Raw genomic sequence first — 16,617 nt, 5'->3', positions numbered from 1 at the left:
CCCCCAACCGCAAGGATGACACCATGACCTTCCGGTCCCTGCGGCCGCGGGCGCTGATCGCCTGCGCCGCGCTCGGCGCCCTGACGCTGTCGGCCGCCGCCCACTCCCAAAGCGCCCAGCCCCAAAGCACCCAGCCCCAGGGCACCCAATCCCAGGGGGCTGCCGCGCCGATGCTGAGCCCGGCCGCCAAGTTCGCCGAGCAGGGCGGCGAGGCCCTCTACGCCAACGTCTGCCAGGCCTGCCACATGAAGGAGGGGGCGGGCGCCGTCGGCGCCGGCGCCTATCCGGCGCTGGCGAACAACGCCAACCTCAAGGCCGCCGGCTATCCCGTCCATCTGGTGGTCAACGGCCATCGCGGCATGCCGCCGGTCGGCCGGATGATGAGCGACGAGCAGGTCGCCGAGGTCGTCAACTATGTCCGCAGCCATTTCGGCAACGCCTACACCGACGCGGTGACGGCCAAGGACGTCGCGGCCGCCCGCCCCTGATCCGCTGCCGATCCGCCACACTCCCTCTTCAGACAAAAGGACTTCCCGTGACCAAGTTCCAGTCCGCCTTGCTGGCCTGCACCCTCCTCGCCGCCGCCGGCTCCGCCCGGGCCGACGTGGTGCGCCACCCGATCCCCAACTCCACCTTCCCGATCGCCCAGGCGGTCGCGGTGTCCGGCGACGTCACGACCTTCTACGTCAGCGGCCAGGTGCCGCCGGTGGTCGACAAGGCCGCCGCGCCGGAAAGCCGTCAGGCCTATGGCGACGTCACGACGCAGACGGTCGGGGTGCTGACCCGGATCAAGGACATCCTGGCGACCCACGGCCTCGGCATGGGCGACGTGGTCAAGATGCAGGTCTATCTCGTGACCGACCCGCAGAACGGCAACTCCATGGATTTCAAGGGCTTCATGGCCGGCTACACCCAGTTCTTCGGCGGCAGCCAGCCGAACCTGCCGGCCCGCTCGGTCTTCGGCGTCTCCGCCCTGGCCAATCCCGGCTATCTGGTGGAGATCGAGGTGATCGCGGTGAAGAAGAAGGACTGACGGCAGCGCGCCGGCCGGACGGGGCACCATCCCCCTCCGGCCGGCCCCGCCGTCATTCCATCATCCCGGCGGTCAGCCGGCGCGCACGCGGCCGAGGAAGCGGTTGACCTCGTCGCCCAGCGCGTCGGTCTGGCTGGAGAGCTGCCGCACCGACTGCAGGACCTCGTGCGCCAGCGTGCCGCTCCGGCTCGCCGCGTCGTTCACGCCGACGATGTTGTCGGTGACCTCCTGCGTGCCGCGGGCGGCCTGCTGGATGTTGCGGCTGATCTCGCGGGTCGCCGCCCCCTGCTGCTCGACCGCCGAGGCGATGGAGGTCGCCACCTCGTTGATGTGGCCGATCACCCGCACGACGTCCTGCAGCTCGACCACCGCCTCGCCGGTCATCGCCTGCACCTCGGCGACCTGGGTGGCGATCTCCTCGGTGGCCTTGGCCGTCTGGTTGGCCAGCGCCTTGACCTCCTGCGCCACCACGGCGAAGCCCTTGCCCGCCTCGCCGGCGCGGGCCGCCTCGATCGTGGCGTTCAGCGCCAGCAGGTTGGTCTGGCTGGCGATGGAGTTGATCAGCTCCACCACCGCGCCGATCCGCTCCACGGCCCCGGCCAGCCCGCCGACCTTGCCGTTCGCCCGCTCGGCGATGCCGACCGCCTCGCCGGCGATCTGCGAGGACTGGCCGACCTGCCGGCTGATCTCGCCGATCGAGCTGGACAGCTCCTCGGTCGCCGACGCCACCGTCTGGACGTTGGCCGAGGTCTGTTCGGTCGCCGAGGCGACGGCGCTCGCCAGATGGCCGGTGCGGTCGGCCGCATCGGTCACCTCGGAGGCCCGCCGCTCCATGCCGCTGGCCTCCTGAGAGACCGCGCGGATGACGCCGCCCACCGTCTGCTCGAAGGAGTCGGCAAGCTGGGCGAGCGCCCGCCGCTTGTCCTCCTCGGCCCGGCGGGCAAGCTCGGCCTGCTCCGCCTCCAGATGCGCCTTGGCCTCGGCATTCTCCTTGAAGACCTGGACGGCGCGGCCCATCTCGCCCAGCTCGTCGCCGCGGGCCGCCTCGGCGAAGGTGACGGACAGGTCGCCGGAGGCCAGCGCGTGCATCCGCTGCGCCAGCGAGCGGATGGTGGTGCTGAGCTTCAGGCTGGACAGCACCAGCAGCAGCAGGGCCGGCAGCGCGAAGACCGCGAAGATGCCGAGCAGGGTCCAGAGCTGCGACAGGAAGGCCGTGCGGATGTCGTCGATGAAGATGCCGGTGCCGATGAAGATGCCCCAGGGGTCGAAGCCCTTGACGTAGGCCAGCTTCACCGCGGTGTCCGTGCCGCCGAGGGTCTTCGGCCAGTCATAGGCGTAGGTGCCCTCGCCCCTGGCCTTGACGATGCGGATCAGCGCGGGGATCACCGGCACGCCCTGGGCGTCCTTGATGCCGGAGACGTCGGCGCCCATCAGCTTGCGGTTGGCATGGGCGAAGCCGACGGAGCCGTAGGTGTGGGCGAACAGATACTCCTCGCCGCTGTAGCGGATCGCCAGGAAGGCGTCCTTGAAGCGGGCCTGCGCCTCCTCGCGCGTCAGGCGCCCGGCCGAGACCTCCGCTTCGTACCGGGTGGCCATGCTGTGGCCGGCCTCCACCATGTATCGAAGCGAGTCGATCCGGTCCTGGTACATGCGGCTGTAGCTGAGATACAACCCGGCTGCCGCAATAATCAGGCACGCGAAACTGGCGATTGCGGCAAGCCCCAGGAGCTTTGTCCGGACGGAGAGGGATTTGATCATCATTTTGCACCACCTTCAGGCGGAGTGCCTGGACATCGTGCAAAAAAGTATTACCCCGTTACTCACGAAGCGTTAGCCGCGCCTTGTGCGATAGAAGGTCGCAGGTCTAAACAATCGCGGCAAATAGTTAAAATTATCTACGAATTTGCCGCCCGCCCGGCGGTCAGGGTGTTCAGCGCCTCCACCAGCAGCCTGGCGGTGACCGGCTTGTGCAGGATGCGCAGCCCCTTCGACGCCGCCTCGCGCAGCGCTTCGGTTCCCGTTTCGCCCGTCAGCAGGATGGCCGGGACCGGCCGGCCGCAGGCGGCGCGGACCTGCTCCACCGCCTCGGTTCCCAGCCGGCCGCCGCCCAGCCGGTAATCGGCCAGGATCAGGTCGGGGCCGCGGTCCAGCCCGCGCAGCCGCTCGACCGCCTGCGCGGCTCCGGTGGCGGTGATCACGCCGCAGCCCCATTCCCGCAGGATCGCCTGCAGCCCCAGCAGCACCAGGATCTCGTCGTCGATCACCAGGACCAGCAGGCCGGACCGGATCTTGAGCCCGGCGTCGCTGTTCGACGGCGGCGGACGCCGCGCCCCCGCCCCGCGCGGCACGCGGACGCAGAAGACCGAGCCCTTGCCCACCTCCGAATGCAGGTCGATCCGGCAGCCCAGCAGCCGGGCGAGGCGGCGCACGATGGCGAGCCCCAGCCCCAGCCCCTGCTGGCGGTTGCGCTCGATGTTGCCGACCTGCACGAACTCCTCGAAGATCTGGTCGCGCTGGTCGGCGGGAATGCCGATGCCGGTGTCCTCGACCTCGATCAGCAGGTCGGCGCCGTCCACCCGGCAGCGGATCGCGATGGCGCCCTCCTGGGTATAGCGCAGGGCGTTCTCGACCAGATTGCGCAGCAGCCGGGCCAGCAGGACGCGGTCGCTGCGGACCGTCCCGTCGCAGCCGGCGATCGACCAGCCCAGCCCCTGCCGGTCCGCCACCGGCTTGTAGGCGGCGTCCAGCTCCTCCAGCACGAGGCCGAGCGGGAACTCCTCGATCTGCGGCTTGACCAGCCCGGCGTCGAGCTTGGAGACGTCCAGCAGGCTGTCGAGCAGCCCCTTCAGCGCCTCCAGGCTGCGTTCCAGATGGACGAGCTGTTCGCGCCCGACCGCGTCGACATGGTCGCGCAGCACCGCGGCGAAGAGGAACAGCGACTGCATCGGCTGGCGCAGGTCGTGGCTGGCCGCCGCGAGGAAGCGGGACTTCGACGCGGTCGCCCGCTCGGCCTCCTCCTTGGCGAGGCGAAGCCGCTGCTCCACCAGCTTGCGGTCGTTGATGTCGCGGCCCACCGCCTGATACTCGGCGATGGCCCCGGTCTCGTCGACGATCGGCCCGCCGTCCCACAGGTACCAGCGCACCCCCGTGGTGGTCCGCACCCGCCCCTCGAAGGTCTTGCGGCGCAGCGGATCGCCGTTCATGCGCTCGATGGCGGCGTCGAGGTTCCCGACGTCCTCGGCCACCGCGAACTCCGTCCATTGCGCCCCGACCAGCGCCTCCCGCCGCCGGCCGAAGACGCGGCAGGCGGTGTCGTTGACGAAGGTGTAGCGGCCGCCGGCATCCATGCGGACCACGATATCCGTCTGCGATTCCACCAGCCCGCGATAGCGCTGCTCGCTGCGCCGCAGGGCCTCCTCCGTCTCCTTGGTCTGGGTGATGTCCACCGTCAGGCCGACCATCCGCAGCGCCTCGCCCGAGCGGTCGTAGAACACCCGCCCCAGCCCCAGGAGCCAGCGCACCTCGCCGTCCGGGAGGAGGACGCGGTGCTCCAGCCGGTAGTCGGTCCGGCGGTTGGCCAGGGTATCCTCGATCATCCGGCGGACGGAGACCTGTTCCTCCGGCGACAGCCTGTCGAGCCAGGCGGTGAAGCCCGGCGTGAAGCTTCCGGGATCCACCCCGAACAGCCGGTAGATCCCCTCCGACCAGACGACGCTGTTCGCCCGGATGTCCCATTCCCACACGCCGGCGTCGACCGAGGCCAGGACGAGGCTCAGATGCTCCTGCGCGCGCTCCAGCGCCTGCTCCACCCGCTCGCGGTAGCGCAGGTAGCGGTGCAGGCCGAGCGCCGTCGCCAGCACCGCCCCCAGCACCACGGCGCCCGACAGCAGCAGGGACCGCATCAGGGACCGGTCCACCGGCACCATCCGGGCGTCCCGGTCGATGCCGAGGATGGTCAGGGTGGCCTGCAGCCCACTGCTGAAGGGCGACCAGGCGGTGATCAGCCGCCGGTCGCCGTCACGGATCTCGGCCACGCCGCGCCGCGCGCTCTGCAGCAGGGGGCGGAACACCTGCGGCAGCAGGCTGCGCCGGCCGCCTTCCTCCGGCGCCCGCGCGAACACCACGCCGGACCGGTCGGCCACCAGCAGGCTGCTGTCCGGGGGCAGGGGCTGGCGCCGCAGGAAATCCTCCAGCCAGCCGATGTCGATCATCCCGACCGCCGCCCCGGCGAACCGGCCGTCCGCATCCTCCAGCCGCCGCGCCAGCGGCAGTTCCAGCCGTCCCGACAGGCGTGACGGGGCGCTGACCCCGACGACGCTGCGGCCCGTCTCGCGGAGATGGTGGAAGAGGGGCCGGTCGGCGATCGACTGGCCCAGCGCGGCGGGGTTGGAGGAACAGCGGATCAGCCCGTCGGCATCGGCGACCGTCACCGTCAGGTAGCTGGGAAAGCGCGGGGCGAGGTGCATCACCGCCGCGTTGCACCGCTCCGCCGGCAGGGTGGCCGTCCCCCCGTCGATCAGCAGATCCAGCAGCCGCCCGGCCTCGTCGAAGACGTGGCCCTGCTCTGTCTCGACGATGGCGAGCCAGCGCATCGCCTCCTCGTGGAGGTCGTTCTCCCGCTCCGCCCGGGCGGCCAGGGCATTGTAGAGATTGAGGCCGAGCAGCGGGAACACGATCAGGAACAGGAAAAGCGGGGCGCGGGTGGACAGACGGCCCGGCGGCCTGGTCCCTGCCCGCCTGCGACGGATCATCTTGTTGTCCGGAAATGCTCTCCATACATAGGTGCATGGCGGCAATGGGCATATGCAATGAACAGACGGTACATTCCCCGGCTCCCGATACGCTGGCGGCCCGGATGAAGCATGCGGCCCCGAACCCCATTAAAACAATCGGGCGGGAGATGACGCATTTTCTTTGTCAGTGCAATGAATGGTTTTCGTGATAACTGGATGATTGTTTGGTAATCACTTCGGACGTGTATCAGACTCGCTCTTCGTGGAGTTCCGGCCGACCGACAAGGCGCCCCGGCACCTCTTCAAGTTTTCGTTGCACAAGGATCGTGCACCCCGCCCACCATCCGCGAATCTACGCCGGCCCCGCCGATCGAAGGGGAAATCAGCTCAAATACAGGCATGACTCCGCCCCCCGGTCCTCACGCGGACTTCAAGCGAAGAAATGTCGCAGCCTACTGATATTCTAATATATTCACATCTTCCCTGCATCTGCTAGGCTGCGGGCGCCTTTCCGGATGCCCGCAGACTGCCGGCACCCCGGGGCAAGCCCGCACCTTCCAGACTCACGGCCTTGTCATGACACATGTCCTCCAGCGCCTCTCGATCCGCGCCACGCTCGGGTTGGTGATCGCCGCCCTGGGGCTGCTGCTGATCAGCACCAGCACCTATTCGCTTTTCGACGTGGTCGAGCGCACGCGCAGCGCCGGCACGGTGGCAACCCTCAGCGAGACCAGCCGCGACCTGCTGCGCACCCTGCTGGCCGTCCGGCTGGAGCGCGGCGTCCTGACCCCGGCGCTCGGCGCCGACCAGCCGGTCAAGGACACGGACGTGGCGGAGATCGCCGCCCAGCGCCGCGTGTCCGAGGCCGGCTACGGGACGATCGTCGCGACGCTGCAGACGCTGGAGATGCCGGGGCTGCGCGGCGCCGCCGACCGGCTGCGCGCCGCCCATGACGCCCTGGTCGCCGCCCGGCGCAACGCCGACGAGGCGGCCCGCCAGCCCAAGGCCGCGCGCAACCCCGCCGTGGCGGAGGAGTGGTCGAAGGCCCCCGTCGCCTTCCTCGACGCCCTGACCGCCGCCACGGACCTGCTGGACTCGTCGCTGAAGCTGGTCGACCCGGTGGTCGATCATCTGCTGTCGGTGAAGCGGGCGGCCTGGAACACCCGGCTCGCCGCCGGCGGCATGGCGCTGCGCATCCAGACCGCCGTCGCCACCGGCCAGCCCTGGACCCAGGCCGACGCGCTCGCCGTCGCCGATCTGGTCGGCCGCGCCGCCCAGTCCTGGGCGCTGGTGACCGAGGCGGCGTCGCGCGCCGACACGCCCGCCACCATCCGCGAGGCGGCGGACAAGGCCAAGGTCAATTTCGAAGGGCCGCGGGTCGACCAGCGCAAGGCCATCCTGGCCGCCCTGGCGGAGGGCCGCAGGCCGCCGGTCGAGATCGCCGCGCTGCGCCAGCAGGACACCGCCAGCCAGGGCTACATCGTCGACACCGCCCATGCCGCGGTGGACCAGATGGTGGAGCGGGCGCAGGACCGGCTGGACCACGCCACGCGGGACGCCATCGTCGCCGGCATCCTGGTCGTCGCCGCGATCGTCCTGACCGTCGCCGGCCTGATCGTCACCAAGCGGCGGGTCACCGGCCCGATCCAGGCGATGACCGAGGCGATGCGGCGCCTGGCCGAGCGGGAGACGACGGTGGAGATCCCCGGCCGCGGCCGGGGGACGAGATCGGCGGCATGGCCGCCGCCGTCACCGTCTTCCGCGACAGCATGATCACCGCCGACCGCCTCGCCGCCGAGCAGGAGCGCGAGCAGGCCGCGAAGGAGCGCCGGGCCGCCCAACTGGAGGAGCTGATGCGCGCCTTCGACACCAAGGTGATGGGCATCGTCGAGGCCGTCGCCTCCGCCGCGACGGAGATGCGGGGCACCGCCGGCACCATGTCCTCCACCGCCGCCCATGCCGGCGCCCAGGCCGCCGCCGTCGCCGCCGCCTCCGAACAGGCGTCGGTCAACGTGCAGACCGTGGCCTCGGCGACGGAGGAGCTGTCGGCCTCCATCCTGGAGATCGGCCGTCAGGTCGCCTCCTCCACCCGCATCTCCGCCCAGGCGGTGACGCAGGCGGAGCAGACCAACGCCACCATGCAGGCGCTGGTGGAGGCCGCCCGCCAGATCGGCAGCGTCATGGAGCTGATCAACTCCATCGCCGGCCAGACCAACCTGCTGGCGCTGAACGCGACGATCGAGGCGGCCCGCGCCGGGGAGGCCGGCAAGGGCTTCGCCGTGGTGGCCGGCGAGGTGAAGTCTCTGGCCTCCCAGACCGCCCGGGCGACCGAGGAGATCCAGGCGAAGGTGCGGGAGATCCAGCAGGCGACCGGCGGCGCCCAGCAGGCGATCCAGGGCATCGGCCTGACCATCGGCCAGATCAGCGAGATCACCACCGCCATCGCCGCCGCCATCGAGGAGCAGGGAGCCGCCACCCGCGACATCGCCGGCAACGTGACCGAGGCCGCCCGCGGCACCGGCGAGGTGTCGTCGAACATCGTCGGCGTCAACCAAGCGGTCGGCGAGACCGGCTCCGCCGCCTCCGAGGTGCTGGAGGCCGCGAGCGACCTCGCCCGCGAGGCCGAGATGCTGCGCGGCGAGGTGACCGCCTTCATCACCTCCGTCCGCGCCGCGTGAGCCGGACCGGCGCCGCCTCGCTCTGAACGCTGTCACCGGTCACTGTGTCACCGGTCACTGTGTCACCGGTCACTGTGTCACTCTGCCACATCGCCGGGTATGTCGGATTGATATACTAATATGCCCGACTTTGGTGGGCTGCTACAGGTCGATGCAGTGCCAAAGCCGTTTCTCCCGTTTGCCTTGGGCCGCCGTGCGTACCCCGCCCGTCGGCCCTTTTTTTCCTCCGGGCCCTTTTTCCTCCGGGTGCATTGCCCGGGACGGATTCTCTGTCGGGGTGGACCATGGCGAGCTACAGCGAACTTCAGCGCGAGAACTACCGTACGACCGTCGAGGGCAGGCCTGTCGACCTGTTCACCCTGCGCAACGGCACCGGCATGGTGGCACGGATCACCAACTACGGCGCCAAGATCGAGCAGATCCTGGTGCCCGACCGCGACGGCGTGCTCGGCGACGTGGTGCAGGGCTATGACGACATCGACGGCGCGATGAACGGGCAGGCCTCCATGGGCTCCTTCATCGGCCGCTATTGCGGGCGCATCGACCAGGGCCGCTTCACGCTGGACGGGGTGGAGCACCGGACGGCGGTCAACGCCCCGCCGCACACGCTGCACGGCGGCCAGCGCGGCTCGCGCATGCGCGTCTTCGACGCCCGCCAGCTCGACGAGGCGAGCCTGGAGCTGACCTACGTCTTCCAGGACGGGGAGGAGGGCTTCCCCGGCACGCTGCCGGTCCGGCTGGTCTATTCGCTGAGCGACGACAACGCGCTGACCATCGCCTGGAACGCCGTCGCCGCCGACCGCCGCACCGTCGCCAACTTCACCGACCACACCTTCTTCAACCTGTCGGGCGACCTGGGCTCCTCCATCCTCGACCATGTCGCCACCGTGCGCGCCAGCCGCTACCTGCCGCTGAACGGGACGGCGATCCCGACCGGCGAGCAGGCGGAGGTCGCCGGCACCCCCTTCGACTTCCGCGCCCCCACCGCCTTCGGCGCGCGGATCGAGGCCGACCACCCGATGCTGGTGAACGGCCGCGGCTACGACCTGCATTACGTGATCGACAAGCCGGCGGACCTGATGGGCCTGCACGCCCGCATCCTCCATCCCGGCAGCGGCCGGACGCTGGAGGTCCTCTCGACCGAACCCGGCCTGCAGCTCTACACCGGCAACTTCCTGGAAGGCAAAAGCCCGCGCGACCTCGGCAAGGGCGGCACGCTCTACACCCGGCACAGCGCCTTCTGCGCGGAGCCGTCGCACTTCCCGAACTCCGTCAACATCCCCCACTTCCCCTCCACCGCGTTGTGGCCGGGGCAGTGGTATGCCGGACAGATCGTCTACCGCTTCGGCGTGGCGTAAGTCCGCGGGATGGACGGGGGGAAGGCGAGGCGGAACGGCCTTCCCCCCGCACCTCTTCTCCCGGCGTCCCCCGCTCCAGCGCAGGGCGTCCTTGAGAACTTCCCGATTGTGCACGGACGCGTGAAAGCGGAGGATCGCGGCCGGGCGCCCGGGGGCGCCCATCCGACAGCCACCCTCTGCCAACCGGACGGCCACACATGTTCGACGCCCTCTCGCGCCAGCCCGACGACGCCCTGCTCGCCCTGATCGGCCTCTACAACCAGGACAGCCGCCCCGGCAAGGTGGACCTCGGCGTCGGCGTCTATCGCGACGAGGCGGGGCGGACCCCGGTCTTCCGCGCCGTCAAGGCGGCCGAGCGCCTGCTGCTGGAGAGCCAGGACAGCAAGGCCTACATCGGGCTGGAAGGCGACACGCTCTATCTGGAGCGGCTGTGGAACCTCGTGGGCGGCGCGGCGGGCCGCCGCGTCGTCGCCGCCGGCGTCCAGACCCCGGGCGGCTCCGGCGCCCTGCGTCTCGCCGCCGACCTGCTGCTGCGCGGCGGCTGCAGGCGCATCCTGGTCGGGACGCCGACCTGGCCGAACCATGTCGGCATCTTCGGCGCCGCCGGCCTGACGGTGTCCAGCCATCCCTTCTTCGACGCCGCCGGCCAGACCGTGCTGTTCGACCGCATGGTCGAGGCGCTGGAGGCGGCCGGGCCGGGCGACGCCGCCCTGCTGCACGGAAGCTGCCACAACCCGACCGGCGCGCCGCTGTCGGCCGACCAGTGGGCCGTGCTGGCCGCGACGCTGGAGAAGCGGGGCGTGCTGCCGCTGGTCGACCTCGCCTACCAGGGTTTCGGCCGCGGGCTGGAGGAGGATGCCGCCGGGCTGCGCCACCTGATCGCCGCGGTGCCGGAGACGCTGGTCGCCGTCTCCTCCTCCAAGTCCTTCGGCCTCTACCGCGAGCGCACCGGCGCCATCTTCGCCGTGTCGGCCAGCGCCGACGCCGCCGCACTCGCCCGTTCCAACCTGATGGCGCTGGCCCGCACCAGCTATTCCATGCCGCCCGACCACGGGGCCGCCGTGGTCCGCACCATCCTCGGCGACGAGGCGCTGACCCGCGACTGGCGCGAGGAGCTGGAGGGCATGCGCGCCCGCATCGTCGGGCTGCGCCGGGCGCTCGCCGCCGGCCTCGCCCCGGTCTGGCCGGCGCTCTCGGCGATCGAGGGGCAGGAGGGCATGTTCTCCCTGCTGCCGCTGACCGAGGCCGAGGTGCTGCGGCTGCGCGCGGAGCACGCGATCTACATGCCGACCTCCGGCCGCATCAACATCGCCGGGCTGAAGACGGCGGACGTCGCCGAGGTCGTCGCCAGGTTCGCGGCGCTGCGCTGAGCGGGAGAGGGGGGAGCCTGCCATGTCCGACACCCTCTCCGCGTCCGAGTCCGGCGTGACGGCGGTGCCTGCCCCGACGCACCGCCACCGGCTCTACGAAGACGCCATCGCCATGCTGCTCGGCACGCTGTTCATCGCGCTGGGCATGGTGATCTACGGCAAGACGATGCTGCTGACCGGCGGCATCGCCGGGGCGGCGCTGCTGCTCAGCTACGTCACGCCCTTCGCCTTCGGCCCGCTGTTCTTCGTCGTCAACCTGCCCTTCTACGTCCTGGCGTGGAAGCGGCTGGGCTGGGCCTTCACGCTGCGCACCTTCATCGCCATCGCGCTGGTGACGCTGTTCTCGCGGCTGACCGACCAGTGGATCGGCTTCACCCACCTCGACCCGCTCTACGCCACGGTGATCGGCGGCGGGCTGTGCGGCACCGGCCTGCTGATGCTGTTCCGCCACCGCACCGGGCTCGGCGGCATCAACATCCTGGCGCTCTACCTGCAGGAGCGGCACGGCATCCGCGCCGGCTACTTCCAGCTCGCCATCGACCTGTCGATCCTGGCGGCGGCGGTGTTCGTGCTGACGCCGGACCGGCTGCTGCTGTCGGTGGTGGGGGCGACCATCGTCAACATGCTGCTGGCGATCAACCACCGGCCGGGCCGTTACCTCGGCTTCAGCTGACCCGGCGTCGGACGGGAGCGCCGGTCAGTGCGTGTTGATCGGCACCAGCAGCACCGGCACCCGCGAGCGCACCAGCACCGTGTGCGCCACCGAGCCGATCAGCATCTCGCCGAGCGGGCTGTGCCCGTGCGACCCCAGCACGATCATCCCCGCCCCGACCCGCCCGGCCAGCGCCAGGATCTGGGCGGCGGCGTCGCCGTCGCGCACATGCAGCTCGGCGATGACGCCGCGGGCGTCCAGGTCGGGGTTGGCGGTGCAGAAGGCGTCGATGCGGCTTTCCAGCCGGACGTGCAGCGCATCGGCGGCATCGGCGTGCAGCCGCGCGATCTCCTCGTGGCTGAGATAATCGTCGATGCGCGGCTGGTCGCGCCCCTTCGCCACGGTGATGACGTGCAGCTTGGCATCGAACTGGCGGGCGAGGCCGACCGCATGACGGAAGACGCGCGCATCGTCCGGTTCCAGCTCGGTGGCGTAGACGATGCGGTCGAGGAAGTAGCTCATGATCTTCTCCGGAACGCCGACGGGACGGGCCGTTCCGCCGGGCTGCCACCCCCCACTATAAAAGGTTGCGGCCCGGAAAGACCACCCCGCCGCTCGTCCCCTGCCGCTCGTCCCCTGCCGCTCGCCCCGCTCCCGCCGCCGCTCGCCCTCCCCCTGCCGCCGCTCGCCCGAACGGCGACGGACGCCCGGCCCGCCGGGGCTAGGATCGGGTGACCGTTCTTCCGCTTCCCGTTTCCCGAGGCAGTCCGATGTCCTCCTTCGATCTCCGCGCCGCCTGGACCGGCCTGTGCCGCCTGCTGAAAGACGATTCCTACGAGCGCTACCTGCGGGAGCATGCCCGCCTCGCCCCGGAGGAGCCGCCGCTCGATCCCCAGGCCTTCAGGAAGAAGCAGATCCTGATGACGCTGGGCCGGCGCTGCTGCGGCGGCTGAGCCGCTCCCCCGGCCCGGCACGGCCGGTCTGGGACGAAAGGTCAAGGAATTGGGACGGCTCGGATAGCGCGGGGCGGCGGCGCTCCGCTATCCTCCGCCGCCCCGCCTCCCGGCCGACAGGACCGCCGTGCCCACCGCCGTGCCCACCGCCCCGCCCGATCCGACCGCCGGCGTTCCCTCCGGCGACGACCGCACCGTCTTCGATGCCGACGACCTGTTCCGGCGGGCGGAGGGGCTGCGCGCCGCCGCCGCGGGCGAGCGGCTGCGCGATCCCGCCGCCGCCGGCCGCTATGCCCGCTGGCTCCGCTATGCCGCGGGCGGCGACCGGCAGGCGATGCGGCGCCATCTGCGGGCGGAGGGGCTGTGGCCGGCCGCGGTGCGCCCGCTCCGCAGCCCCGGGGTGCCGGACTGGGCGGACACGCTGGCCGCGCTGATGGAGGCGGCGCGCGGCGCCGGCACGCAGGGCCCACCCCCGGCCGATCCGCGCACCCTTCCCTTCGCCGACCTGCTGGCCCCGGCCGCCCGCCTCGCCCGCGCCCTGCTGTGCCGGCGGCTCGCCGAGCGCGGCGTTCCCGCGGCCTGGACCGGCGACGCCCTGCTGGACGGGCTGGAGCGCGCCATCCTCCGCCGCCTGTCGCAGGTCGCCGCCCCGACGCTCCACGCCGCCTTCCGCCACGGCCACCCGCCCGACCTGCTCGCCGTCCTGCTCGGCCGGAGCCCGGCCGGCGAAAAGGCGCCCGACGCCGCCTACCGCACCTTCGTCGCCGGCACGCTGGCGGACGGCTATGCCGGGCTGTTCATGCGGTATCCCGTCCTGGCGCGCAGCCTCTGCCTGCTGGTCGGGCAGGGCGCCGGGGCGGCGGCCGAACTGCTGGAGCGGCTGGCCGCCGACGCCGAGGCGGTCGCCGCCGGCGCGCCGCCCGTGGCGGTCGAGGCCGGGCTGTCGGACCCCCATGCCGGCGGCCGGACGGTCGCCCGGCTGCGCCTCGCCGACGGCCGCTCCGTCGCCTACAAGCCGCGCGACCTGTCGATGGAGGCGGCCTTCTCCGACCTGCTGCGCTGGGTGAACGGCCAGGGGCTCCGCCACGCCCACCGGGTGCCGGCGGTGCTGGAGCGCGACGGCTACGGCTGGATGGAGTGGGTGGAGCCCGCCCCCTGCCGCGACGCCGCGGAGCTGGAGGCCTACTGGTGGCGGGCCGGCAGCCTGATGGCGCTCTATACGGCGCTCGACGGCAACGACCTGCACCACGAGAATCTGGTCGCCGCCGGAGCCTGCCCGGTGCTGATCGACGTGGAATGCCTGCTCCACCCGCATCCCTCGACCATCGCCGGCCAGCCCGAGATCGACGCGCCACGCCTGCCGGGCCTGCCGACCAGCGGCTTCCTGCCGCTCTACGGCTTCAGCGGCGATGGCCGCCCCGTCAACTTCGCCGCCTTCGGGCCGCCCGCCGGACCCCTGGGCATCGGCGAGCCCGGCTTCGCCAATGCCGGGACCGACTGGATGACCGCGGTCGAGCTGACCGCCCCCTTCCCGGCCGGCCATGTCCCGGTGCTGGACGGGGTGCCGCGCGGCCCGGCCGACCATGTCGAGGCCATCGTCGCCGGCTTCACCGACACGCGCCGGCTGCTGATGGAGCGGGCGGACTGGCTGCTGTCGGCGCCGGACTCGCCGCTGGCCCGGCTCGGCGGCGCGCTCGGCCGCTACATGATGCGGCCGACGCCGAGCTACGGCCTGCTGCTGACCAAGGCCGGCAGCCCCGACGCCATGGCCGACGGGATCGGGTTCGACCTGCTGCTGGAGGCCCTGCACGGCCAGGGCGCGCGGCTGCCGCCCGCGCTGCGCGCGCTGGTCCCGGTGGAACGGGCGGCGCTGCGCAGGCTCGACGTGCCGCGCTTCTCGGTGCGGCCCGGCGACCTGCGCGTCCACGACGCGGAAGGCCGCCCGCTGCACGCGCTGTGGCGGGAACCGCCGCTGGCCGGCACCGCGCGCCGGCTGCGGAGCTATGACGGGCAGGCCCTGGCGCTCGACTCCGCGCTGATCCGGCAGGCGCTGGGCGGACTGCCGCCGCTCGCCCTCCCCCGCGCCACCCGCCCGGCCGGGCCCGACATCCGGCGGGACGTGCTGCGCGCCGTGGCCGACACCATCGCCGGCCGCGCGTTGGAATTTCCCAACGGCGGGCTGCGCTGGCTCGGGCTGACCTCGGACGCCACCTCGGGGCTGGTGGTCGCGCAGCCGTCCGGCCCCGGCCTCTATGGCGGTGCGGCGGGGATCGCGCTGTTCCTGGCGGCGGCCGGCCGGCTGCTCGACGACCCGGCCCTGCGGGATCTCTCCCGCCGCACGCTGGAGCCGCTGGCCGCCCCCTTCGACGGAGCCGGGGCGGAGGATCTGGCGCGCGGGCTCGGTCCCGGCTACGGCGGGGGAATCGGCGGGCTGATCGCGGTGCTCGGCTGGTGCGGCGACCTGCTCGACGCGCCGCACCTGACCGCCGCGGCCGGACGGATCGCGGATCTTTCCGCGGCGGCCATCGGCGCCGGCCATCCCCACGACCTGATCGGCGGCGAGGCCGGGCTGGCGCTCGCCCTGCTGACCCTGCACGCCCGCAAGCCGGGCTCCCGGCTGCTCGCCGCGGCGGCGGCGGCGGGCCATGCCGCGCTGAGGGCGGCGGTGCGCGACGGCGACGCCCTGCGCTGGCCGATGTCCGGGGCGCCGGGCCTGACCGGCCTGTCGCACGGCGCGGCGGGCTTCGCCCTGGCCTTCGCCCATCTCTACCGCGCCACCGGCGACCGGCTGTGGCGCGACGCCATGGCCGGGGCGCTGGCCTATGAGCGGCGCTGCTTCCTGCCGGAGCACGGCAACTGGCCCGACCTGCGCGACGGCGCCGCGGCGCCGGGCGGCGCGCCGCGCCTCGTCGCCTCCTGGTGCCATGGCGCGCCGGGCATCGCGCTGTCCCGGCTCGGCATCCTGCAGGCGCTGGGCGGCGAGGAGGAGGCCCCCGGCACGGCGGCGGATCTGGAGACGGCGCTCGCCACCACGCGGCGCTACGCGCTGCAGACCACCGACGATCTCTGCTGCGGCAACGGCGGCCGCCTCGCCATCCTGCACGGCGCCGGCCACGCGCTCGGCCGGGCGGAGCTGCTGGCCGAGGCCGAAGCCGGGCTGCACGCCCGCCTCGCCCATGCCTGCGCGGCGGGCTGCTGCCGGCTGTGGCACGACGAGGGCGCCCTGCTGGGCGGCGACCCGCATCTGTTCAAGGGGCTGGCCGGCTTCGGCTACGGCATCGCCCGCACCCTCGATCCGACGCTGATCCCCGACGTGCTGCTGCCCGCCCCCTCGCCCGCCTTCTGAGGTCTGCGCGGTTTGGGACGCCCGGTCGAAAGACTGGGACCCGGTGCCAAGTGCGGCATCGCGGCATTGGCTACTCTCCCGCCATGCCGGTCACCGGCGCCATCGTTACGAAGGACAGCATCATGGCCGCCTCCCTGCCCATCGACGACCTGACCCGCCTGCTCTCCGGAAAGCCCGAACTGGCCGCGGCGCTGAACGGCGCCGCCACGCCGCAGGCCGCCGCCGAACTGCTGGCGGATGCCGCCCGCGGCAACGGCATCGCCGTCGACCCGGCCGCCCTGGCCGCCTTCTACCGGCAGCAGGCCGCGGGGCCGGGCGGCACGTTGTCCGACGACGACCTCGACCGGATCAGCGCCGGCGGCGTCGGCACGGCCGTCCTGGTGTCGATCGTCACCTTCGGCATCGGCTGCGCCGTCGTGTCGCTGAAGGCGCAGGCCGCGCGCAACGACTGCGGCGAGGCGCTCAAGGACGGAAAGCTCTGAGCCGGCCGCCCG

General features: G+C 72.3%; 13 protein-coding genes. 10 read left to right on the top strand and 3 right to left on the bottom strand.

Annotated features, from left to right (window positions below; all coding sequences use genetic code 11):
• Positions 1-23: 23 nt before the first annotated feature.
• Both DEW08_RS18765 and DEW08_RS18760 read left to right on the top strand, forming a co-directional pair.
• A complete protein-coding gene (locus DEW08_RS18765; protein WP_181449460.1) occupies positions 24-488 on the top strand; it encodes a c-type cytochrome in 465 nt (154 codons plus the stop codon).
• Positions 489-535: 47 nt separating this feature from the next.
• Positions 536-1,033 carry a RidA family protein gene (locus tag DEW08_RS18760; protein ID WP_109330157.1) on the top strand — a complete coding sequence of 166 codons (498 nt, stop codon included), beginning with the start codon at positions 536-538 and terminating at the stop codon, positions 1,031-1,033.
• 72 nt (positions 1,034-1,105) lie between these two features.
• Here DEW08_RS18760 and DEW08_RS18755 read toward each other — a convergent pair whose 3' ends face one another.
• Positions 1,106-2,704 (bottom strand): methyl-accepting chemotaxis protein, encoded by a 1,599-nt coding sequence (locus DEW08_RS18755; protein ID WP_342760786.1) that lies wholly within the window; start codon positions 2,702-2,704, stop codon positions 1,106-1,108.
• A 224-nt stretch (positions 2,705-2,928) separates the two neighbouring features.
• Positions 2,929-5,784, bottom strand: coding sequence for a PAS domain S-box protein (locus tag DEW08_RS18750; protein WP_109330153.1), 2,856 nt, complete (start codon positions 5,782-5,784; stop codon positions 2,929-2,931).
• Positions 5,785-6,342: 558 nt separating this feature from the next.
• Between DEW08_RS18750 and DEW08_RS33550 the strand changes: the two genes are divergently transcribed.
• From DEW08_RS33550 to DEW08_RS18730, 5 genes are all read left to right on the top strand, one after another.
• Positions 6,343-7,539 (top strand): methyl-accepting chemotaxis protein, encoded by a 1,197-nt coding sequence (locus DEW08_RS33550; protein WP_342760785.1) that lies wholly within the window; start codon positions 6,343-6,345, stop codon positions 7,537-7,539.
• Positions 7,503-8,444 (top strand): methyl-accepting chemotaxis protein, encoded by a 942-nt coding sequence (locus DEW08_RS33545; protein WP_342760784.1) that lies wholly within the window; start codon positions 7,503-7,505, stop codon positions 8,442-8,444. Before DEW08_RS33550 ends, DEW08_RS33545 begins: the two co-directional genes overlap by 37 nt.
• Before the next feature lie 284 nt (positions 8,445-8,728).
• Positions 8,729-9,802, top strand: coding sequence for an aldose epimerase family protein (locus DEW08_RS18740; RefSeq protein WP_109330151.1), 1,074 nt, complete (start codon positions 8,729-8,731; stop codon positions 9,800-9,802).
• 197 nt (positions 9,803-9,999) lie between these two features.
• Positions 10,000-11,172, top strand: coding sequence for an amino acid aminotransferase (locus DEW08_RS18735; RefSeq protein ID WP_109330148.1), 1,173 nt, complete (start codon positions 10,000-10,002; stop codon positions 11,170-11,172).
• Positions 11,173-11,194: 22 nt separating this feature from the next.
• Positions 11,195-11,845, top strand: coding sequence for a YitT family protein (locus DEW08_RS18730; protein WP_109330146.1), 651 nt, complete (start codon positions 11,195-11,197; stop codon positions 11,843-11,845).
• 24 nt (positions 11,846-11,869) lie between these two features.
• Here DEW08_RS18730 and DEW08_RS18725 read toward each other — a convergent pair whose 3' ends face one another.
• The gene (locus tag DEW08_RS18725) at positions 11,870-12,346 is read right to left on the bottom strand and encodes a universal stress protein (protein WP_109330143.1); all 477 of its coding nucleotides are present in this window, start codon (positions 12,344-12,346) and stop codon (positions 11,870-11,872) included.
• A gap of 248 nt (positions 12,347-12,594) precedes the next feature.
• On the opposite strand from DEW08_RS18725, the gene DEW08_RS18720 reads away from it, so the two are divergent.
• The 3 genes from DEW08_RS18720 (at position 12,595) to DEW08_RS18710 (ending at position 16,605) form a co-directional block, all read left to right on the top strand.
• Positions 12,595-12,777 (top strand): CstA-like transporter-associated (seleno)protein, encoded by a 183-nt coding sequence (locus tag DEW08_RS18720; RefSeq protein WP_109330141.1) that lies wholly within the window; start codon positions 12,595-12,597, stop codon positions 12,775-12,777.
• Between the two features lie 127 nt (positions 12,778-12,904).
• Positions 12,905-16,123 carry a type 2 lanthipeptide synthetase LanM family protein gene (locus DEW08_RS18715; RefSeq protein ID WP_109330139.1) on the top strand — a complete coding sequence of 1,073 codons (3,219 nt, stop codon included), beginning with the start codon at positions 12,905-12,907 and terminating at the stop codon, positions 16,121-16,123.
• A gap of 122 nt (positions 16,124-16,245) precedes the next feature.
• The gene (locus DEW08_RS18710; protein ID WP_146214727.1) at positions 16,246-16,605 is read left to right on the top strand and encodes a hypothetical protein; all 360 of its coding nucleotides are present in this window, start codon (positions 16,246-16,248) and stop codon (positions 16,603-16,605) included.
• Positions 16,606-16,617: the final 12 nt, after the last annotated feature.

The organism is Azospirillum thermophilum (genome assembly GCF_003130795.1).
Classification (GTDB): domain Bacteria; phylum Pseudomonadota; class Alphaproteobacteria; order Azospirillales; family Azospirillaceae; genus Azospirillum; species Azospirillum thermophilum.
Note: the sequence above shows the minus strand (reverse complement) of the source record. Positions and strands in the feature narration are given on the sequence as shown.

Excerpts from the sequence above, each read along its gene's own strand:
- DEW08_RS18765 (WP_181449460.1), top strand. The coding sequence starts at position 24 with ATGACCTTCCGGTCCCTGCGGCCGCGGGCGCTGATCGCCTGCGCCGCG.
- DEW08_RS18750 (WP_109330153.1), bottom strand. The coding sequence starts at position 5,784 with ATGATCCGTCGCAGGCGGGCAGGGACCAGGCCGCCGGGCCGTCTGTCC.
- DEW08_RS33550 (WP_342760785.1), top strand. The coding sequence starts at position 6,343 with ATGACACATGTCCTCCAGCGCCTCTCGATCCGCGCCACGCTCGGGTTG.
- DEW08_RS33545 (WP_342760784.1), top strand. The coding sequence starts at position 7,503 with ATGGCCGCCGCCGTCACCGTCTTCCGCGACAGCATGATCACCGCCGAC.
- DEW08_RS18740 (WP_109330151.1), top strand. The coding sequence starts at position 8,729 with ATGGCGAGCTACAGCGAACTTCAGCGCGAGAACTACCGTACGACCGTC.
- DEW08_RS18735 (WP_109330148.1), top strand. The coding sequence starts at position 10,000 with ATGTTCGACGCCCTCTCGCGCCAGCCCGACGACGCCCTGCTCGCCCTG.
- DEW08_RS18730 (WP_109330146.1), top strand. The coding sequence starts at position 11,195 with ATGTCCGACACCCTCTCCGCGTCCGAGTCCGGCGTGACGGCGGTGCCT.
- DEW08_RS18725 (WP_109330143.1), bottom strand. The coding sequence starts at position 12,346 with ATGAGCTACTTCCTCGACCGCATCGTCTACGCCACCGAGCTGGAACCG.
- DEW08_RS18720 (WP_109330141.1), top strand. The coding sequence starts at position 12,595 with ATGTCCTCCTTCGATCTCCGCGCCGCCTGGACCGGCCTGTGCCGCCTG.
- DEW08_RS18710 (WP_146214727.1), top strand. The coding sequence starts at position 16,246 with ATGGCCGCCTCCCTGCCCATCGACGACCTGACCCGCCTGCTCTCCGGA.